The organism is Novosphingobium sp. KA1, assembly GCF_017309955.1.
Lineage (GTDB): Bacteria > Pseudomonadota > Alphaproteobacteria > Sphingomonadales > Sphingomonadaceae > Novosphingobium.
The window spans coordinates 2,621,461-2,642,043 of record NZ_CP021247.1 but is presented as its reverse complement, the minus strand read 5'-3'; the positions used below and the strand labels follow the sequence as shown (position 1 = coordinate 2,642,043).

General features: G+C 65.4%; 17 protein-coding genes and 1 tRNA gene. 12 read left to right on the top strand and 6 right to left on the bottom strand.

Going from position 1 to position 20,583, the window contains the following annotated elements; all coding sequences use genetic code 11:
• Positions 1 to 121 precede the first annotated feature (121 nt).
• The 8 genes from CA833_RS12695 (at position 122) to CA833_RS12660 (ending at position 7,952) form a co-directional block, all read left to right on the top strand.
• The gene (locus tag CA833_RS12695) at positions 122 to 835 is read left to right on the top strand and encodes a prepilin peptidase (RefSeq protein ID WP_142634797.1); all 714 of its coding nucleotides are present in this window, start codon (positions 122 to 124) and stop codon (positions 833 to 835) included.
• Between the two features lie 69 nt (positions 836 to 904).
• Positions 905 to 1,930 (top strand): Flp pilus assembly protein CpaB, encoded by a 1,026-nt coding sequence (cpaB, locus tag CA833_RS12690; protein WP_142634799.1) that lies wholly within the window; start codon positions 905 to 907, stop codon positions 1,928 to 1,930.
• 74 nt (positions 1,931 to 2,004) lie between these two features.
• Entirely contained in the window at positions 2,005 to 3,543 is a 1,539-nt protein-coding gene (locus CA833_RS12685) for a type II and III secretion system protein family protein (RefSeq protein WP_207080082.1), read from the top strand.
• Between the two features lie 14 nt (positions 3,544 to 3,557).
• Positions 3,558 to 4,199 carry a CpaD family pilus assembly protein gene (locus CA833_RS12680; RefSeq protein WP_142634801.1) on the top strand — a complete coding sequence of 214 codons (642 nt, stop codon included), beginning with the start codon at positions 3,558 to 3,560 and terminating at the stop codon, positions 4,197 to 4,199.
• A gap of 4 nt (positions 4,200 to 4,203) precedes the next feature.
• On the top strand, positions 4,204 to 5,493 hold the full coding sequence (locus CA833_RS12675; RefSeq protein ID WP_207078222.1) for a pilus assembly protein CpaE: 1,290 nt from the start codon (positions 4,204 to 4,206) through the stop codon (positions 5,491 to 5,493).
• Positions 5,494 to 5,569: 76 nt separating this feature from the next.
• On the top strand, positions 5,570 to 6,541 hold the full coding sequence (locus CA833_RS12670) for a type II secretion system F family protein (RefSeq protein ID WP_207078221.1): 972 nt from the start codon (positions 5,570 to 5,572) through the stop codon (positions 6,539 to 6,541).
• 19 nt (positions 6,542 to 6,560) lie between these two features.
• A complete protein-coding gene (locus tag CA833_RS12665) occupies positions 6,561 to 7,577 on the top strand; it encodes a type II secretion system F family protein (protein WP_142634807.1) in 1,017 nt (338 codons plus the stop codon).
• A 299-nt stretch (positions 7,578 to 7,876) separates the two neighbouring features.
• Positions 7,877 to 7,952 (top strand) — tRNA-Ala (locus CA833_RS12660).
• A gap of 43 nt (positions 7,953 to 7,995) precedes the next feature.
• Here the strand turns inward: CA833_RS12660 and CA833_RS12655 are convergent.
• From CA833_RS12655 to CA833_RS12640, 4 genes are read right to left on the bottom strand one after another with little or no spacing between them, the layout of a single operon-like run.
• A complete protein-coding gene (locus CA833_RS12655) occupies positions 7,996 to 8,259 on the bottom strand; it encodes a hypothetical protein (protein WP_207078220.1) in 264 nt (87 codons plus the stop codon).
• Between the two features lie 6 nt (positions 8,260 to 8,265).
• Positions 8,266 to 9,153 (bottom strand): S-methyl-5'-thioadenosine phosphorylase, encoded by an 888-nt coding sequence (mtnP, locus tag CA833_RS12650; RefSeq protein ID WP_207078219.1) that lies wholly within the window; start codon positions 9,151 to 9,153, stop codon positions 8,266 to 8,268.
• Positions 9,143 to 9,784, bottom strand: coding sequence for a TetR family transcriptional regulator (locus CA833_RS12645; protein ID WP_142634814.1), 642 nt, complete (start codon positions 9,782 to 9,784; stop codon positions 9,143 to 9,145). Before CA833_RS12645 ends, mtnP begins: the two co-directional genes overlap by 11 nt.
• Before the next feature lie 9 nt (positions 9,785 to 9,793).
• On the bottom strand, positions 9,794 to 10,579 hold the full coding sequence (locus tag CA833_RS12640) for an SDR family oxidoreductase (protein WP_207078218.1): 786 nt from the start codon (positions 10,577 to 10,579) through the stop codon (positions 9,794 to 9,796).
• A 474-nt stretch (positions 10,580 to 11,053) separates the two neighbouring features.
• On the opposite strand from CA833_RS12640, the gene CA833_RS12635 reads away from it, so the two are divergent.
• Positions 11,054 to 14,095 (top strand): TonB-dependent receptor domain-containing protein, encoded by a 3,042-nt coding sequence (locus CA833_RS12635; RefSeq protein ID WP_207078217.1) that lies wholly within the window; start codon positions 11,054 to 11,056, stop codon positions 14,093 to 14,095.
• A 105-nt stretch (positions 14,096 to 14,200) separates the two neighbouring features.
• On the opposite strand, the gene CA833_RS12630 is transcribed toward CA833_RS12635, so the two are convergent.
• A complete protein-coding gene (locus CA833_RS12630; RefSeq protein ID WP_207078216.1) occupies positions 14,201 to 15,232 on the bottom strand; it encodes a hypothetical protein in 1,032 nt (343 codons plus the stop codon).
• A gap of 122 nt (positions 15,233 to 15,354) precedes the next feature.
• Here CA833_RS12630 and CA833_RS12625 point away from each other — a divergent pair, with 122 nt between their 5' ends.
• The 3 genes from CA833_RS12625 (at position 15,355) to CA833_RS12615 (ending at position 17,844) form a co-directional block, all read left to right on the top strand.
• On the top strand, positions 15,355 to 16,644 hold the full coding sequence (locus CA833_RS12625) for an aspartyl/asparaginyl beta-hydroxylase domain-containing protein (RefSeq protein WP_207078215.1): 1,290 nt from the start codon (positions 15,355 to 15,357) through the stop codon (positions 16,642 to 16,644).
• A gap of 67 nt (positions 16,645 to 16,711) precedes the next feature.
• Positions 16,712 to 16,969: a hypothetical protein gene (locus CA833_RS12620; RefSeq protein WP_142634821.1), complete on the top strand. Its 258-nt coding sequence runs from the start codon at positions 16,712 to 16,714 to the stop codon at positions 16,967 to 16,969.
• Positions 16,970 to 17,172: 203 nt separating this feature from the next.
• A complete protein-coding gene (locus CA833_RS12615; protein WP_207078214.1) occupies positions 17,173 to 17,844 on the top strand; it encodes a hypothetical protein in 672 nt (223 codons plus the stop codon).
• 95 nt (positions 17,845 to 17,939) lie between these two features.
• Here CA833_RS12615 and clpB read toward each other — a convergent pair whose 3' ends face one another.
• Positions 17,940 to 20,519 carry an ATP-dependent chaperone ClpB gene (clpB, locus tag CA833_RS12610; RefSeq protein WP_142634823.1) on the bottom strand — a complete coding sequence of 860 codons (2,580 nt, stop codon included), beginning with the start codon at positions 20,517 to 20,519 and terminating at the stop codon, positions 17,940 to 17,942.
• Between the last annotated feature and the right edge of the window lie 64 nt (positions 20,520 to 20,583).

Genomic DNA, 20,583 nt, shown 5'->3' with positions numbered 1-20,583 from the left:
ACGCATGGGAAATTTCGGAAATTTCGATGGTCACGTGATGAATTCCAGCCTCAATGTACTGGTTACTATTTGGTAAGTGATGCCCGCTAGATCATTCCCTTGTTAAGGGGGGTACTAACAGATGCAATCGGCGTATTTTTCGTACGCATTGCTGGCCGCATTGGCAACCGCGCTGGTCGTGGCGGCCGTGACGGACATCAAGCGCCGCGAGATCGCGAACCGGCTCAATGCCGGCATCGCCCTGGCCGCGCCGCTGTGGTGGCTGTCGATCGGCCTGGGCTGGACCGGCATCGGCATCCAGATCGGCCTTGCCCTTGCGACTTTCGCAATCTGCTGCGTGCTGTTCGTGCTGCGCCAGATGGGCGGCGGCGACGTCAAGCTGCTCGCCGCGCTGGCGCTGTGGTTTGCGCCTGCTCCCTTTCTCCAGCTGATCGTGCTGATGGCCGTGATCGGTGGCGGCGCCTCGGTGGCGATGGCCGCCTTCAACATGGAACGCCGTCCGGGCGAGGCCCTGTGCGACATCGGCGCCTGGCTGGTCGCGGCAGGCTGGACCTTTGTGGCGGCGGCCATGGCCTGGGCGCTGGCGACAGGGCGACCGCTGATCTCGCCGGAACTGGTCGATTCGCTGCTGTCCTCGTCCCGCTCGCCCGCGCTCGTTGCCGCCGGCACGCTGCTGGGCCTGCTCGCGCTGTTCGCACTCGGGTTCTTCCATATCAAGCGCCGCCAGAAATCGCGCCTGCGCGTGCCCTACGGCGTTGCCATTGCCGCAGCGGGCCTGTGGGTCGCTGCGACCACCGGGATTTCGGCCTTTCATGCCGCCCCCGTGTTGGGGTGAACCTGATTTTAACCAATTTGCCCGAATGTACGCATAGTTAATCGGGGACACTCAGGGGGCTTCCTAGCCATGGATAAGAAGAAGCTGGTGCTGCTGGTCATTGCGCTGCTCGTCGCAGCCGGGACCGCCATTGCCGCCAGGTCGATGTTCAGCGGCGCATCGGCGCCCCAGGCCGGTGCCGCCACCGCCGTCGCGCCGACGGGCCCCAAGGTCCTCGTCGCCCAGCGCGCGCTGCCGGTGGGCACGATCATCACCGCCGATTCGGTCTCTTATCAGGACTGGCCCAAGGAACTGGTGAAGGACGCCTACTTCATCGAGGGCGAGGCCGACATGCAGAAGCTGATGGGCACCGTTGTCCGCTACCCGATCACCGCCGGCCAGCCGATCACCCAGGGCGGCCTCGTCGCACCGGGCGACCGCGGCTTCCTCGCCGCCGCACTGGCGCCGGGCATGCGTGCGGTGACGATCCCGGTTTCCGCCAAGACCGGCGTCGGCGGCTTCGTGTTCCCGGGCGACCGCGTCGACCTCGTGCTGACGCAGGAAGTGACCGGCAACGACGGCACCCCGCCGCTGCGCGCCTCCGAAACCATCCTGCGCAACTTGCGCGTGCTCGCCACCGACCAGGCCACCGACCAGGACGTCGTCGACGGCAAGACCGTGGTCAAGGCGGTCAGCACCGTGACCCTCGAAGTCAGCCCCCGCATCGCCGAAAAGGTCGCCGTCGCGCAGGAGCTGGGCACGATCAGCCTGTCGCTGCGCTCGATCGCCGACAACCAGGGTGAGTTCGAACGCATCCTCGCCGCCGGCCAGGTCAAGGTCCCCGAGGGCGCGACCAAGGCGCAGGAAGAACAGATCATGCGCACCGCGATGACCCAGCCGATCGAAGGCAACACGACTTACGTGACCGGCGGCGATGTCTCGCGCTTCCAGCGCTCCAGCCGTCCCTCGATGCAGGGCAACGCGCCGGCCCAGCCCGTGGTCGCCGCCGGTCCGCCCGCCCAGGCCGCCACTGTCGCACGCGCCGTCCCGATCGGTCCGGTGGTACGCGTCACCCGCGGCAAGGACGTCTCCGTCGAGCCGGTAAGCAGCCACTGATGCGCCCCGCCGCAATCGCGCCCACCGGCGCCAAGGTCGCCACCAACCGCATTCATCCGCCGAAGGTCAAAACGATGAACACGCGCCTTCTCAAATCCCTGCTGCGTGCCGCCTGCGTGCTCTCGCCGCTGGCCATCCCGGTCGCCGCGCCGATCACCGCGCAATCGGTGGTCCGCCCGGCCCAGGACATCTCGCTCTCGATCGGCAACGGCCAGCTCATCAACGTGCCCGGCACGATGACCGACGTCTTCGTGTCCAACGACGCGGTGGCCGACGTGCAGGTCAAGTCGCGCAACCAGTTCTACCTGTTCGGCAAGGCCGGCGGCACCACCACGGTCTATGCCAGCAACGCCTCGGGCGCGGTGGTCTGGTCCGCCACGATCCGGGTCGGCTCGAACATCGACAGCGTCGGATCGATGCTGCACCTGGCGATGCCGGATGCCAGGATCGCCGTCTCGACGGTGGGGTCCAGCACCTTCCTGCTGACCGGCACCGTCAAGACCCCGGAAGATGCCGCCGAGGCCGAGCGCCTGGTCCAGGCCTATGTCGGCAAGGACGGCAACGTCATCAGCCGCCTGCGCATGGCAACCCCGCTTCAGGTGAACCTGCAGGTCCGCATTGCCGAAGTCAGCCGCACGCTGGTCAAGTCGATGCAGTCGAACATCACCACCGTCGACAGCACCGGCGGCTTCAAGTTCGGTCTCGGGCAAGGGCGCTCGGGCTGGTACACCCAGTATACGCCCGGCGGCTCCTCGCTCGGCATGGGCACGACCACCTCGACCACGGCCAGCGCCGTTTCGCCGATCACCAGCGGCAGCACCCTTGCGGCCACCGGCAAGCTGTTCGGCCTCAACATCCTCGGCGCGCTCGATGCCGGCGAGACGGTGGGCCTGGTGACCACCCTCGCCCAGCCCAACCTCACCACGCTCTCCGGCGAAAGCGCCGAGTTCCTGGCCGGCGGCGAATACCCGATCCCGATCGTGCAGGGCACCAACAGCTCGAACGTGACGATCGAGTACAAGAAGTACGGTGTCTCGCTCAGCTACGCGCCGACGGTCCTGGCCAACGGCCATATCTCGATGCGGGTGCGCCCCGAAGTCTCGGAACTCTCGAGCGAAGGCGCCGTCACTCTCAACGGCTTCCAGGTGCCCTCCCTCACCGTGCGCCGCACCGAGACCACCGTGGAACTGGGTTCCGGCCAGAGCTTCATGATCGCCGGCCTGCTCAGCAACAACTCGCAGAACACCATCCAGAAGCTGCCCGGTGCCGGCGACCTGCCGATCCTCGGCTCGCTGTTCCGCTCGACCAGCTACAAGCGCGGCGAAACCGAACTGGTCATCGTCGTGACGCCCTACCTCGTCAATCCGGTCGACGCCGCCGACATCAAGCTGCCGACCGACGGGTTCAATGCGCCCAACGACCTGCAGCGCCTGCTCGGCAACATGGCCAGCGACGGCAGCTCGGGCGACAAGCGCCCCGCGGCGACCTCGGCGCCCTCCTCGGGCGGCACACCGGCCGCACCCGCGGTCGGCAACGATGCCCGCACCAGCGACAGCCGCAGCTCGAAGGCCTCCGCGACGGGCGATGCCAAGCCCGGCTTCAGCCTGAAGTGAGAAAGGTGATACCGATGAACACGTCCAAGATCGCCTTGTGCACCGCCGCGCTTTCCCTGGGCCTCGCGCTCGCCGGTTGCGGCGGCGTTCCCACCAACCGTTCGATGAATTCGGTCAACCAGCCGGTGGTCGAGAAGGTCAACTACGCACTCGACGTCGGCACCGACGGCGGCGGCCTCGCCTATGGCGAACAGTCGCGCCTCGCCGGCTGGTTCGAGGCGATGACCGTGAAGTACGGCGATCGCATCTATGTCGAGGATCCCGGCGGCAATCCCGCGACCCGCAGTGCGGTCGAATCCGTTGCCGCGCGCTTCGGCATCCTGCTGAGCGAAGGTGCCCCGGCGACCGACGGCTATGTCGCCCAGGGCAAGGCCCGCATCGTCCTGGTCCGCAGCAAGGCCTATGTGCCGGGCTGCCCCAACTGGGCCTCGAACAGCGACTTCAACCCCGCCAACGGCCTCTCCACCAACTATGGCTGCGCGACCAATTCGAACCTTGCCGCCATGGTCGCCAACCCGGAAGACCTGCTGCACGGCGCCACCAACGACACCGGCGTAAGCGTTCGCAGCGCCAAGGCCATCGAGGCCTACCGCGCGGCCGACCCGTCCGGCAAGGGCGGCGGCCAGCTTCCCGCCACTTCGAGCAAGGGAGACTGATCTCGTGAACGCACCCTGGAAATCCGGCGGCCCGAACGGGCGTGACCAGTTCGCCGCCTACCTGTGCGACGAAGCCTCGCTCGACGTGCTGCGCCCGATCGCCATCGAAATGGGCTGGCAGCCCGAGAAGTGCAACAAGGGCGGCCTGCGCAATGCGGTGCAGTCGCTGGCCATCACCGCATCGCCCAACATCCTGCTGGTCGACCTGTCGGAAAGCGGCGATCCGCTCAACGACATCAATGCCCTCGCCGAAGTCTGCGAGCCGGGCACGGTCGTGGTGGCGGTGGGCCAGGTCAACGACGTGCGCCTCTACCGCGACCTCATCGCCAGCGGCATCCACGACTACCTGCTCAAGCCCCTCCAGCCCGCACAAGTGCGCGACACGCTGGCACAGGCCCAGGCCGTGTTCACCGCGCCGCGCCACCATGACGGCGGCATCGCCAAGTCGCACATTTCGACCGCGGTGATCGGCACGCGCGGCGGCGTGGGTGCCTCGACGCTGGCGACCTCGCTGGCCTGGCTGTTCAGCGCCGACAACAAGCTGCCGACCGCCCTGCTCGATCTCGACATCCATTTCGGCACCGGCGCGCTGACGCTCGATCTCGAACCCGGCCGGGGCCTCACCGACGCGATCGAGAACCCCAGCCGCATCGACGGGCTGTTCATCGAACGCGCGATGATCCGCGCCAACGACAATCTCGCGATCCTCTCCGCCGAAGCGCCGATCAGCACCCCGCTGATGACCGACGGCTCCGCCTTCCTCCAGCTGGAAGAGGAGTTTCGCCAGGCCTTCGAGATGACCGTGGTCGACCTGCCGCGCAACATGCTGATCAACTTCCCGCAACTGGTCGCGGAAGTGAACGTGGTGGTTCTGGTCACCGAACTGACGCTGGCCTCGGCCCGCGACACGATCCGCATGCTCTCCTGGTTCAAGGCCAATGCACCGCACACGCGCGTCATCATCGTCGCCAACAAGATGCAGTCGGGCGTGGCCGAGATCAGCAAGACCGATTTCGAGGCCTCGATCGAGACCCGCATCCACGTCAGCATTCCCTATGACATCAAGGCGGCATCGCTGGCGGCCAAGCTCGGCCAGACGTTTGTCGACGCCAATCGCTCGACCCGCGCCGGCAGCGCCATCCGCGAACTCTCGCGCATGATCATCGAGGAAGGCGGCGAAGGCGCAGGCCCGTCCGGTTCCGCCAAGGACCAGGGCGGCAAGACCTCGCTGCTCGGCAAGTTCGATCTCAAGGGCATCATGGGCAAGGCCTCCAAGAAGGAAACCGCGGCCTGATCGCAGTGCCTGCCGGGCCCGTCGCAGGACCGGCCCGGCAGGCACCGCAAGGCCCCGATGAAGGCGAGCGACGGGCATGAATCTGATCCCAATCCTGATGTTGGCAGTCGGCCTCACGGCCGTGATCGGGCTGCTCTGGGCGGCTTTTGCCGGTCCCTCGCCCGACAAGGAAAAGACGCGCCGGCTCAAGGGCGTGCGTTTCCGCCATTCGCAGAGCGCGACCGACCGCGTCGAGGCGCAGATGCGCAAGGCCGTCGCCGCCCGCAAGCCGCGCGCCCACAAGGTCGCCGGCTCGGGCTCGCGCATCGATGCGCTGGCGCTGCGGCTCTATCGCTCGGGCCAGAGCTGGACGATCCCGCAATATCTCTACACCTCGCTGGGTATCGGCCTTGGCGTGACCGCACTGGTCTTCATGAAATCCGGTGTACTGCCCTTCGCGCTTGCCTTCGGCCTGTTCACCGGCGCGGCGCTGCCGCACTTCGTGCTGAACAAGCTGATCAGCCGCCGCACCAACGCCTTCAACGTCAAGTTCGCCGACGCCATCGACCTGCTCGTGCGCGGGTTGCGCTCGGGCCTTCCGGTCACCGAGACGCTGGGCATCGTCGCCCAGGAGATCCCCGGACCGGTCGGCGAGGAATTCAAGCTGGTGACCGAGCGCATGAAGATCGGCAAGACCATGGAGGAAGCCCTCCAGAACACCGCCGATCGTCTTGAAATTCCCGAATTCAACTTCTTTTGCATCACCCTCGCGATCCAGCGCGAGACCGGTGGCAACCTGGCCGAAACGCTCGCCAACCTGGGCGACGTGCTGCGCAAGCGTTCGCAGATGAAACTCAAGATCCGCGCCATGAGCTCGGAATCGAAGGCCTCTGCCTACATCGTCGGCTCGCTGCCCTTCATCGTCTTCGGCATGATCTACTGGATCAATCCCGGCTACATCGGAAAGTTCTTCATCGACGAACGCCTGATGGTCGCGGGCATCGGCGGCGGCATCTGGATGGGCATCGGCGCCTTCATCATGGCCAAGATGGTCAGCTTCGAGATCTGAGCGGAAGGAACCAGGCACCATGCTCAACCAACCCGCCGGTCCGACGCTGCTGGGCTTCGACGTCTATTTTGTCGGTACCCTGCTCTCGCTGGTCGCCGCCGCCTCCGTGATCCTCGCGATCTACGCGGCTGTCACCGTGCGCGATCCGATGGCCAAGCGCGTGAAGGCGCTGAACCAGCGCCGCGAGGCCCTGAAGACCGGCATCATCACCACCAATGCCAAGAAGCGCGCCTCGGTCGTGCGCCGCAACGAGACCACCGACAAGCTCGGCAGCGTGCTTGGCGCGATGCGCGTGCTGCAGGACAGCCAGCTCAAGGTCATCCAGCAGAAGCTGGCGCAGGCCGGCATTCGTGACAAGGAATGGGCCGTTGCGGTGGTCTTTGCCCGCATGGTCGCCCCGATCGTGCTGGGCGGCACGGCCGCGCTGGTGATCTACGGGATCGACTACTTCCCCGAATGGAGCGCGTTCAAGAAGTTCATGGGCTTCGCGGCGATGCTGCTGGCGGGCTACAAGGGCCCGGACATCTTCCTGCAGAACCTCATCACCAAGCGCACCGACCTGATCCGCAAGGGCCTGCCCGACGCGCTCGACCTGCTGGTGATCTGCGCCGAAGCCGGCCTCACCGTCGACGCCGCCTTCGACCGCGTCGCCCGCGAACTGGGGCGTGCCTATCCGGAACTGGGCGACGAGTTCTCGCTGACCTCGATCGAGCTTTCGTTCCTCACCGAACGCCGCCAGGCGTTCGAGAACCTCGCCTACCGCGTCAATCTCGATGCCATGAAGGGCGTAGTCACGACGATGATCCAGACCGAGCGCTACGGCACCCCGCTGGCCTCGGCGCTGCGCGTGCTCTCGGCCGAATTCCGCAACGAGCGCATGATGCGCGCCGAGGAAAAGGCCGCACGCCTGCCCGCGATCATGACCGTGCCGCTGATCCTGTTCATCCTGCCCACGCTCTTCGTGGTCATTCTGGGGCCGGCAGCCTGTTCGATCGCCGACGCCTTCTCCGGCGGCGATCCGCACCCTCCGAAATAACCGAAACAGACAACCCGAATCGAAATCCCCTCCGCGCCACCCGTCGCGGAGGGGATTTTCGCATCAGCGCGCCGACAATGCCGCCGCCCTTAAGCCGAAAGCCATGACCGCCACGGGCCCGATCCCTTGCGCAAGCACGCATCCGGTTCCGCCCGGCTGCCGCAGGGGTTTCGCCAGTCTCCTGTTGATAACTCAATTTTCCACTTGCCAGCGAGCCGAACTCCCGCCAAAGGGCGCTCCTCCCCGGCGCAGGCAGGGGACGCGGTCAAGCCACCCAGGGTTGAACCGGAGAAATGATTGGGGCCTTAGCTCAGCTGGGAGAGCGCCTGCATGGCATGCAGGAGGTCAGCGGTTCGATCCCGCTAGGCTCCACCATTTCCTTACCGCCAACGCGGATTTCTCAAAAATATCAATCGATTCAGACTGGAACTTCAACCAGCTCCACGATCTCGAACTGGTAGCTTTTCCAACCGCGCATGCGCTTGGCATCTTCGGTTGCGGCACGCTTGCGCTTCGCCTCGGCCAGCGAGCGCTCGTGCCCCCAGAACACCTCGGTCTTGCCGTTTTCCAGCTCGGCGACGATACGCCAGTAGTGGGTGAAGGAATCGGACGTCGGCCCGATGGTCTTCACATAACCATCGGGCATCGTGGCCGTCAGATAGCGCTTCTTTCGCCTTGCCATGGCCGCTCAGCCGCGATCCAGCACCCTGCCCGCCACCGCATCGAGCCTTGCCACCAGACCGCCGTCCCGAGCCTCGGCCGCGGTGATCAGGGCATGGTCCAGCGCATGGTCGATCGGGCTATGGGTCCGCTCCGCCGGCAGCGTGGCCGCCAGCAGGCGCAGCGTCTGGCGCGCGATCCGGGCATTGGCGTGCATCACTTCGAGGACATGGCTCACCTCCACGCCCGCCTCGTCCTCGCGCCAGGCATCATAGTCGGTGACCATGCCGAGCATCGCGTAAGGCAGTTCCGCCTCGCGGGCGAGCCGCGCCTCGGGCATGCCGGTCATGCCGATCACGTCCGCCCCCCAGGCCCGGTACATCCGGCTTTCCGCCCGCGTGGAGAACTGCGGGCCTTCCATGGCCAGATAACAGCCGGCCGGATGGACCGCGGCCCCGGCCAGTCTCGCCGCCTCGCCCGTCAGGCGGGACAGGCGTGGGCAGACCGGATCGGCCATCGAGACATGGGCCACCATGCCGGTGCCGAAAAAGCTGTCGCTACGGCCGTGGGTGCGGTCGATGAACTGGTCGACCATGACCATGTGCCCCGGCGCCATCTCCTCGCGCAGCGAACCGATGGCCGACAGCGCCAGCACGTCGGTGACCCCGCAGCGAGCCAGCACGTCGATGTTGGCGCGGTAGTTGACCGCCGAAGGCGGGATCCTGTGCCCTGCCCCGTGCCGGGCGATGAAAGTGAAGCGGGTGCCTTCCAGGCGCCCGGTCACCACCGGCCCCGACGGCTCTCCGAAAGGCGAGGAGACCGCGATCTCCTGCGCCTCTTCCAGTTCGATTCCGGCCGTCAGCCCCGATCCGCCAATGACCCCGATGTGCCAGAAGCTGCCCTTTTCAGCGCGCAAGAATACCTGCCATGATGATGTCGATGGTATGCTCGCGATAGCGGTCGCGCAGTTCCTCGGTCAACGTGTCCTGACCGAAACAGTGCTTGAGAACCAGCCGCGCCGAGAAGAACCGGTCGACCGCCCCGGTCACCGTGAAATAGAACAACTGCGGGTCGATCTCGCGAAACACCCCCGCGTCGACGCCGTTCCCGATCAGTTCCTCGTACGCCCGGTAGATCGGCGACAGATAACAATCGGCGATCCGGCGCGCCTCGGCATCGTCGCTCTCGCGCACCATGCGCATGGTCAGGCGGTTGAGGTAGGGCACCTCGTAGAAGGTATCGACAACCTTCCACAAGTGCCGCCGGAGCTTGGCCTCGGGCGACCAGCCGTCCTTCGCCAGCAGCGCATCGACACTGGTGACGATGGACTGCCAGTCGCGATCGAGCAGCGCCTTGAGCAATCCCGCCTTGTTGCCGAAGTAATACTTCACCAGCGCCGAATTGAGCCCGGAACGCAGCGACAGTTCGGACAGCGATATGTCGACCACATCGCCCTCGCGCATGATCGCACTCGCCGTGTCGAGGAGCTGCGCCCGCGCGCCCGGCGGAGGCGCGCCCTCCTCATGATTGCCGCTAGCCTGCACCATCCCGGTCGCTTACTTCGGCCCCATGCGGATCGCGCCGTCGAGACGGACACTCTCGCCATTGAGATAATCGTGTTCCAGCATGAACAGCGCCAGCTTCGCGTACTCCTCCGCCTTGCCGAGACGCTTGGGGAACGGCACCATCGCCGCCAGCGCATCCTGCACCTGCTGCGGCATCGCCGCCATCATCGGCGTCTCGAAGATGCCCGGCAGGATGGTGTTGACGCGAATGCCCTCGCTCATGAGATCGCGCGCCACCGGCAGGGTCATCGCCAGTACGCCGCCCTTCGAGGCACCATAGGCCGCCTGCCCGATCTGGCCGTCCTGCGCCGCCACCGAAGCGGTGTTGACGATCGCCCCGCGCGCGCCGAACGCATCCACCGGATCAAGGCCGGCCATGCCGGCGGCCGACTTGCTGATGCAGCGGAAAGTGCCGACGAGATTGATCGCGATGACCTTCTCGAACACCGCCATGTCGTGGGCACGCGGCTCCCCGGTCTCGCGGTTCTTGCTCACGGTCTTGGCAGCCGGCGCGATGCCGGCGCAATTGACGAGCACACGCTCCTGGCCGTGCGCCGCCCTGGCCTTGGCAAAACCGGCGTCGACGCTGGCATCGCTGGTCACGTCGACAGCACAGAACACCCCGCCGATCTCGGCGGCGATCGCCTCGCCGGCCGCCTCGTTCAGGTCGAAGATGGCGACCTTCACGCCCCGGTCGGCCAGCGCCCGGGCGGTGGCGGCCCCCAGTCCCGATGCCCCGCCGGTCACGACCGCGGCCATGCTGCTGTCCAGAATCATTGCCTTTTTCCCTTTCCTGCCCCGGCGATGAAGCGTCGTTTTTCAACGCCCGCTTTTTCAGCGTGCCCTAAATTTAAGCACCCGGTTAAAAGCAGCCGCAGGCAGGGTCAATGCGCAACCTGCGAACGCCGCGACTGCGATACAGGATTTCCCCATTACCGCCGTTGCTGCAATTTTATTGCACTTCACGACAGCCAAACAACAGCTGCGTTACCATCTCCATGCCGCAGAAACAGGCACGATTCCCGCCCCCCTGTCCGTTTTGGCATCACCCCGTGTTGCAGGAATAGCACAACATTGCAGCCAAATTGCGCCGCATGGCAAATTGCATTGAAACATACCCCTCCCGGCGCAACAAAACCTTCATGGCAGTAATACGCTTTCCGGCGTCAGGCTGCCTGCATCCGGGTCGCCCACCAGAGATTGGTCACGCTTCATTGGTGGGCGGACGAAAGCAACAAGGGACACACCAACGTGAACACCACTCTGAAAAAGGCTGCTCTTCGCAGCGCGACCTGCGTCGCCGCGTTCGCCATCGGCACGACCGGCGCCTACGCGCAGGACGCCGAGGCTGATGCAGCCGCCGCCAACCCCGCACAGGAAATCGTCGTTACCGGCTCGCTGATCCGTAACCCGAACCTCCAGTCGAACCCGGTTCTGACCACCACGGCAGACCAGATCGAACTGAAGCAGAGCAACACTGCAGAAGACATTCTGCGTGAAATCCCCGGCATCGTTCCCAGCGTCGGCTCGGCCGTCAACAACGGCAACGGCGGCGCTTCGTTCGTCAACCTGCGCGGCCTGGGTTCCAACCGCAACCTCGTGCTGCTCAACGGCGACCGTCTGGTCCCGGCAGAACTGAACGGCCGTTTCGACCTTAACAACATCCCCGTCGCCCTGGTGGAACGCGTTGACGTTCTGACCGGCGGCGCGTCCACCACTTACGGTGCGGACGCCATCTCGGGTGTCGTCAACTTCATCGTCAAGTCCGACTTCACGGGCCTGGAAGCCAACGTCTCGAACCAGATCACCGAACGCGGTGACGGTGCCTACGTGCGCGCCGACCTGACCATGGGTGCGGACTTCGACGACGGCAAGGGCAACGTGGTCTTCGCGGTCGGCTACCAGCAGTCGGACCCGGTCTACCAGGGTGACCGCGGCTTCGCCGCTTCGAGCATCGACTCGTACTCGGGCGACATCAGCGGCTCGGGCACCTCGAGCCCGTCGCGCTTCAGCAACGTCAACGTAACCGGCACCGACAACGGCAACGGTACCCGCCAGGTCACCGCTGACGGCACCGGGTTCCGTTCCACCAGCGCCTTCGACGCGTTCAACTTCAACCCGTACAACATCTTCCAGACGCCGTTCGAACGTTTCAACATGTTCGGCCAGGCCAAGTACGAAGTGAGCGACGCGGTCGAAGTCTACACGCGCGGCATCTTCTCGAAGAACACCGTCAAGACCATCATCGCGCCCTCGGGCTCGTTCAGCGGCCTCTCGGTCGTGATCCCGCTCAGCAACCCGTACATGACCGCTGCGCAGCGCAATGCCTTCTGCGCCCGCGACATGGACATGGATCCGGACAACGGCATCTACACGCCGCTCTATACGCAGGCACAGTGCGACGCCGCTGCCGTGGCGACCGACCCGAACGATCCGAACTACCGCACGGTGACGACCGGTCTCTACCGTCGTGCCACCGAATTCGGTCCGCGCGTCTCGGAATTCACCACCACCTTCTTCGACTACAAGGCCGGTGCTCGCGGCGGCATCACCGACTCGATCAACTGGGACGTTTCGGGCGCCTACGGCGAATCCGAAAACATCCAGACCCAGAAGGGCTACTGGCTGAACAGCCGCGTCCGCAACGCGCTGCTCGCCACCAACACCGACACCTGCCTCGACGGTTCGGATGACTGCGTCCCGCTCAACGTGTTCGGCCCCGACGGCTCGATCACCGACGCGATGAACCAGTACCTCACCGCCAACAGCCAGGTCGTCACCAAGACCTCGCTCGCGCAGGTCCGCGGCCTGATCAACGGTGACATCGGCTGGAACGTTCCCTGGGCCAGCGACAGCGTCGCTTTCGCTATCGGTGCCGAATACCGCAAGTACACCGCTTCGCAGGAATCCGATCTCCTGTCGCAGTCGGGTGACCTTGGCGGCTCCGGCGGCGCGTCGCCGAACATCTCGGGCGGCTACGACGTCTACGAAGCGTACGGCGAACTCGTCGTGCCGATCGTCCAGGACAAGCCCTTCTTCGAAGAACTGACGGCTCAGGGCGGCGCTCGTTACTCGAGCTACACCGTCGATGCCCCGGGCAAGCCGGGTTACAAGACCTGGACCTGGAACGTTGGCGGCACCTGGGCACCTGTCCGCGCCTTCAAGATCCGTGGTAACTATGCGCACGCCGTGCGCGCACCCAACATCGCGGAACTGTTCGCGCCGAACAACACCGGCCTGACCAACCTTGCCGTCGATCCTTGCGCCGGCAGCGCTCCGCTGACCAACGCCAACCTGGCCGCAGTCTGCACCGCACAGGGCGGCGGCGCCTACCTCGGCCTGATCGAGAACGATCCGGCCGGCCAGGTCAACTACACTTCGGGCGGCAACCTTGCGCTGAAGCCCGAAAAGTCGAACAGCTGGAAGCTCGGCGCCGTGTTCCAGCCGGACTTCCTGCCCGGCTTCTCGGCAACGGTTGACTACTACAACATCAAGGTCACCGACGCGATCACCCAGCCCACCCCGGGCGACGCGATCAGCGCCTGCTTCGACAACCTGACCGCCGCCAGCGCCACCAGCGCCGCCTGCACCATGATCCAGCGTGACCCCTCGTCGGGTAACCTGTTCGGTGAAGCCGCGACCACGCCGGGCCTGTTCCTGGGTCTTACCAACCAGGGTACGCTCAAGACCGACGGCATCGACTTCACGGTCAACTACGGTCATGACCTCGGCTTCGCCCAGCTCTCGCTCGCTCTGAACGGCAACTGGACCGGCAGCTCGAAGTTCAAGGCTTCGCCTACCTCGATCAACCGTGACTGCGTCGGCTACTACTCGGTCAACTGCGCTTCCATTCAGCCCGAATGGCAGTTCTCCGAACGTACCACGCTGTCGTTCAAGGACTTCGACGTGTCGCTCCTGTGGCGCTACATCGACAAGGTCACCTATGAACCGGCCGCCTATGCCGACGATCTGGCCGCTGCCAACGCCGCGAACGAAGGCCTGGCTCTCGCGTTGCAGCCTTGCCCCGATCCGGAAGGCGCCGATGCCGGTGGCTGCATGGTCAATTCGGAATACCGCAAGATTCCGGCCAAGAGCTACTTCGACCTGTCGGGCCGTGTTCACCTGAACGAAAACCTGACGCTGACGCTGACGGTGCAGAACCTGCTCGACACCAAGCCCAAGGTTGTCGGTTCGACGATCGGCGCCACCGCCTACAACAGCGGTAACGTCTACCCGTCGACCTACGACACCCTGGGTCGTCGTTACGCCGCGGCTCTGAAGTTCAACTTCTGATCTGTGCGCTAAGCCAAAAGGAAAGGGCCGGTGGAAACACCGGCCCTTTTTTTGTCCTCACGTCGTGGCACCGCGCGCTCCCCGAGGCGGGCGGGCGCGCACTGCCTAAGCCAGAAGCGGCCGCGACAGGGTCATCGGCACACCGGCATTCGCCGCGAGCACGGAAGCCCAATGGGCGACCTTCTCGATTTCCTCGCCGTGCACCCGCAGCCCTTCCCTCGCCTGCCGTTCCCGCTGCCCCGCCTCGAAGGACGCACCGTTCTTGGCATCGCGCGTGAAGATCGGGCCGCCGACAATCTCCGAGATCGTCTCGCGCGACATCGGCACCGAAAACAGTCCGGCCAGCGCGACAAGCGCATCGATCGGCCGGGCCACCAGGACTTCGCTATCGAGCGTCGCCACCCGGTCGCCGTATTGCGCGGTCAGTGCTTCGAACTGGCGCTGCTGCGCCAGCCAGCCCACCGCCGCCACCTGAATATCGGTCAACCCGAGGTACTGCTCGCGCGCCAGGCCGAGCGGCGCCAGCATGCCTTCAAGCTCCAGCTTCTGGAACAGGTCGCGCACCCACAGGCGCCCCCACATGCCCTTGCGCGCGATCGAGGCGAGATAGGTCTCCAGCGGCGCGTGAAGCAGCAAGGCCCGCGCCTGCGGCCGTAGCGCCAGGATCCCCGGGATCAGCGCATTGACCACGTTGGACGGCTTGACGACAACCGCCTCTGCGGGGCCGAACGGCCGCGCCAGCATGTGCAGGCTCTGGTCCAGCACCCGCGCCACATCCGGCCCCTTGGCACCGCGATGGCGCCAGCCGACAATGTCGTTGAGCAGCGTCGGCTCCTTGAGGCCGATCGACAGCCCGGGACTATCAAAAGCCGCAGCCAGCAGGGTCGAGCAACAATAGGCCGAATGGAACACGAAATGGAGCGGCGCGGCTGCCGGTGCATGGGCCATGACGTCGGCACGGCGCAGCACCAGGCGCCCCTGATCGCCCAGATGTTCATCGGTCAGGAACGGAATCTGGCCGTGGCCCGCGCGCGGCAGCCGGTGAAAATGAAAGGCGTCGTGTCCTGGATCGTAGCGGTGCGCCAACCATTGGGCATCCTTCACGACATCGCGGATCTGCAGCTGGGTATCGGTCATCCCGATCAGCCTTCGCACGCGTCTTCCCGCCTTACAAGAGCGCTCCGATTCTGCCCGTTGCCCGCGCGGAAACTTGTGCTAGCGATCATGTCATCAGCCCCTGACGGGGCGGGGGGACTTACATGAACACGATCGTCACACGTCTGTTTCAACAAGCCGTGCAGGCACGCCAGACCGGGCAGGTGCAAGAAGCCCGCAGCAAGCTGGAAGAAGCGCTGCAACATCAACCCGGCATGCCGCAGGCGCTCAACCTGCTCGGCCTGATCGCGCTCGACGGCAAGGACTTTGCCGCAGCCCGCGAGCATTTCCGGGGTGCGGCGCAGAGCGATCCCGGCGAAGCCGCGCTCTGGATGAACCTTGCCTCGGCCGAGCGCGGACGGGACGATAGCGAAGGCGAACGCGCGGCGCTGCGCCAGGCGATCGCCATCGACCAGCGCAACCTCATGGCGCAGATCCGCATGGGCCAGTTGCAGCAAAGGCTGGATGAACGGCAGGATGCGGCCGACACCTGGGGCAAGGTGCTCGCACTCACGGCCGGGCTCGCCGACATTCCGCCCGGGCTTGCCGAAATGCTCGAACAGGGCAAGCGCTTCCTCCAGGCGCACAAGGCCGATTTCGCCGCCTATGTCGAAGCGGGTCTGGCCGACCAACTGAGCGGGGCCGACGAAACGACCCGCCGCCGTTTCCAGGCCTGCCTCGACCGCGAATTCAACCGCCGCACCTTGTTCCAGAACCACTGCTCGGGACTGCGCTATCCGTTCCTGCCGGCCGACGAATTCTTCGACCGCAAGCACTTTGCCTGGATGAGCGACCTGGAGGCAAAAACCGAGGCCATCCGCAGCGAATTCCTGGCACTGATGGCCGGGAGCGGCAAGGATGTGCGCCCTTACGTGCAGCAGGAGGCGGGAACACCGCAGAACAAGTGGACCGCGCTCGACCAGTCGCTCGACTGGGGCGCGGTGTTCCTCTGGGAATATGGCAAGCGCAACGACGCGGTATGCGATGCCTGCCCGCAGACGGCCGCCGCGCTGGAAGCGATCCCCCGCCCGGACATCCCCGGCCGCACGCCCTCGGCGTTTTTCTCGCTGCTGAAACCCGGCAGCCGGATCCCGCCCCATACCGGGGTGACCAACACCCGCGCCATCATCCACCTGCCCCTGATCGTTCCGCCCGGTTGCGGTTTCCGGGTCGGCGGAGAGACCCGGAGCTGGCGCGAAGGCGCGGCCTTCGCCTTCGACGACACGATAGAACACGAAGCCTGGAACGACAGCGATCATTTGCGGGTCGTTTTGATATTTGACGTCTGGAATCCGCATTTGTCCCTTGCGGAGCAGATGTTATTACAGCAATTCTACGCTACGGCTGACGACAGCAAGACAAAGTCCGACAGACAGGCGCTGCCCGCGATCTGATCCGGGAAGACAGCACGCGAATTGGCGGAAGCCTCGAACGGTCTCTTGATCTCCAAGGAGTTGTTTCATGAAAGTACTCAAAGCCATCCTCTTGACCGGCCTGGCTGTCGTGGCCATGCCGGCACTTGCGGACAATCCGCCCAAGCCCGACCGCAATGCCCCCAACGCCGTCCGCTGCAAGCAGCTGACGGAAACCGGCTCGCTCGTGGTCAAGAAGCGCATCTGCAAGACCAATGCGGAATGGCGTGCCATCCGCGAACAGCAGAGCCAGGACGCGGACGACCTGATCACCCGCAACCGCGCCGGGATGAATCCGAACGGCTAAGGCGTTTTCTCATCAGGGGGAATCACCTGATGACCCGGAAAACGCGTGAAACCGAAATCTTGGGGCAGCTCATCCGATGCAATCGGATCAACAGCCCCAAGACCTTGGTCAGGACGACCGGAAGCAAAAGGCCCTCCGCTTCATGCGGCGGGCCTTTTTCCTTGAAACTCAAAGTCCGTGCCCGGTCCGGCCCTGTCACCGCAATGCACACCGCAGCGCAAACAAGGCGCCAGGATTCCCCAAGCGCGGTTTTGCAAATGCGGCGCCCTGCTGTAGGCACATCGCCAGTCTCAACGATACAGGGAGCACACCAGGTCATGCGCATCGGGGGCAACAGCCTTTTGTCCGTTCTTTCGCTCGGAGCCCTGTGCCTGGGCCTCCTGCTCCCGGAGGCGGGAGCGGCGAAGGATGCTCCCACGGCCGCGCCGCCCGATCTTCAGAGGCTGGAAACCTGCCGGTCGATCGCGTCGGACGCCGAGCGGCTCGCCTGTTTCGACCGCGAAAGCGCGGTGTTTGCCCAGTCCGTCGATTCCGGAAAGCTGCGCGTCATCGACAATGAAGGCGTAAAGGAAATCCGTCGTTCGCTCTTCGGGTTCTCGCTTCCCCGCATCGGGCTGTTCGGCGGCAATGAAGAGGAAGCCGCCGGCGAACAGGTCAACAAGATCCAGAGCACGCTGGTGGCGGTCAAACAGATCGCCAACGGCAAGATCTGGTTCCGTCTTTCCGACGGCGCCGAATGGCAGACCAACGATCCCCTCGGCACCGCGCGCATGCCCGCTTCCGGCCAGACGATCGAACTCGAGAAAGCCGCGCTCGGCTCCTACTGGGCACGCTTCGAGACGATCCGCGCCATGAAGGCACACCGCGTGAACTGATCGCCTGAACGGAGAGAGGGGCCAAACAAAACGGGGCCGGACGCTGATGCGCCCGGCCCCCGCCTGTTCGTTTCTTGGCTATCCTTGCCGGTCGATCAGTCGACGCTGATCGCCAGCGCCCCGTCGCCATCGTCGATCCGGACGTGGGAACCGTCGGGGATCTCGCCGCCCAGCAGCTTCTCGGCCAGCGGGTCCTGCAAGTAGCGCTGCACCGCCCGCTTCAGCGGACGCGCGCCGTAGACCGGATCGTAACCCACCCGGCCCAGCCAGCGCTTGGCCGCATCGGTGAGGTCGAGCACGATCTTGCGGTCCTTGAGCAGCTTCTGCACGCGCGCCACCTGGATGTCGACGATCGGGCCCATGTGCTCCTGCCCCAGCCGGTGGAACAGCACGATCTCGTCGAGACGGTTGAGGAACTCGGGCCGGAAATGCCCGCGCACCACTTCCATCACCTGCGGCTCGACCGTCTCCACGTCCTGCCCTTCGTCCAGCCCGGCAAGGTACTGGCTGCCGAGGTTGCTGGTCAGGATGATCAGCGTGTTGGTGAAGTCCACCAGCCTGCCCTGCCCGTCGGTCAGGCGGCCATCGTCGAGCACTTGCAGCAGCACGTTGAACACGTCCGGATGCGCCTTCTCGACTTCGTCGAACAGCACGACCTGATAGGGCCGGCGCCGCACGGCTTCGGTCAGCACGCCGCCCTCGTCGTAACCGACATAGCCCGGAGGCGCGCCGATCAGGCGGGACACCGCGTGCTTCTCCATGAACTCCGACATGTCGATGCGGACCATCGCGCTGTCGTCGTCGAACAGGAAGCCGGCCAGCGCCTTGGTCAGCTCGGTCTTGCCGACACCCGTCGGGCCGAGGAACAGGAACGAGCCGAGCGGCCGGTTCGGGTCCTGCAGCCCCGCACGGGCGCGGCGCACCGCCTTGGACACGGCCGAGACCGCATCCTTCTGGCCGATCACGCGCGCACCGATCACTTCCTCCATCTTGAGGAGCTTCTCGCGCTCGCCTTCCAGCATCTTGTCGACCGGCACGCCGGTCCAGCGGCTGACGACGCCGGCAATGTCGTCCTCGGTCACTTCCTCGCGCAGCAGCGCGTTTCCGGCCTGGGCCTGCGCCTCGGCCAGCTGCTTTTCAAGCGCGGGGATCGTGCCGTAGGACAGTTCGCCCGCCTTGGCGAGATCACCCGAACGCTGGGCCTGCTCCAGCTCCACGCGGGCCGCTTCGAGCTGCTCCTTGATCTTGCCCTCGGCTGCGATCTTATCACGCTCGTTCTGCCAGCGGGTGGTCAGCTCGCTCGACTGCTGTTCGAGATTGGCCAGTTCCTCGCGCAGAGTGGCGAGGCGGTCCTTCGATGCCTCGTCGGTCTCCTTGCCGAGCGCCATTTCCTCGATCTTCAGCTGGATGATCCGGCGGTCGAGCTTCTCGATCTCCTCAGGCTTGCTTTCCACTTCCATGCGGATGCGGCTGGCCGCCTCGTCCATGAGGTCGATCGCCTTGTCGGGCAGGAAGCGGTTGGTGATGTAGCGGTTGGAGAGCGTCGCCGCCGCCACGATGGCACCGTCGGTGATCCGCACGCCGTGGTGCAGCTCATACTTCTCCTTGAGGCCGCGCAGGATCGAGATGGTGTCCTCGACCGTCGGCTCACCCACGAAGACCGGCTGGAAACGGCGCTGCAGGGCAGCGTCCTTCTCGACGTACTTCTGGTACTCGTCGAGCGTGGTGGCGCCGATGCAGTGCAGTTCGCCGCGCGCGAGCGCGGGCTTGAGCAGGTTGCCCGCGTCCATCGAGCCTTCGGAGGCGCCCGCGCCGATCAGCGTGTGCATCTCGTCGATGAACAGGATGATCTGCCCTTCCGCGCCCTTCACTTCGTCGAGCACGGCCTTGAGGCGTTCCTCGAACTCGCCGCGATACTTGGCGCCCGCGATCAGCGCGCCCATGTCGAGCGCCATCAGGCTGCGGCCCTTGAGGCTGTCGGGCACGTCGCCATTGGCGATGCGCAAGGCAAGGCCCTCGGCGATGGCGGTCTTGCCGACGCCGGGATCGCCGATGAGGACGGGGTTGTTCTTGGTGCGACGGGCAAGGATCTGCACGGTGCGGCGGATTTCCTCGTCACGGCCGATGACCGGATCGAGCTTGCCGTCGCGTGCCGCCTGCGTGAGATCGCGCGCGTACTTCTTCATCGCGTCATAGGCGTTTTCCGCGCCGGCGCTGTCCGCCGTGCGGCCGCCGCGCAGTTCGGTGATCGCTGCTTCCAGCGCCTGCGGGGTGAGATTGGCCGCCTTGAGCGCCTGCCCGGCCGAAGTCGTGGTGGCGAGCGCCAGCGCCAGCAGCATGCGCTCCACGGTGACAAAGCTGTCGCCCGACTTGGTGGCCAGTTGCTCGGCCTGGTCCAGCACGCGCACGGCGTCGTTGTCCAGCCCGGGCGTGCTTTGCGCACCGCTGCCGGACACCGCCGGAACCTTGGCCAGCGCCTTGTCGACTTCCTGCTGCGCGAACGCGGCATTGCCGCCCGCACGCTGGATCAGGCCCGAGGCCATGCCCTCGCCGTCTTCCAGCAGGGCCTTGAGGATGTGATCGGGGCCGATGCGCTGATGGTTCATGCGGATCGCAACGGTCTGCGCCGCCTGAAGGAACCCCTTGGCCCGGTCGGTAAACTTTTCGAGATTCATGGTCGTGAATGCCTCCTGACCTCGATTATATAGTGTTGCATATATGCAACACAAGTGCCTCTCT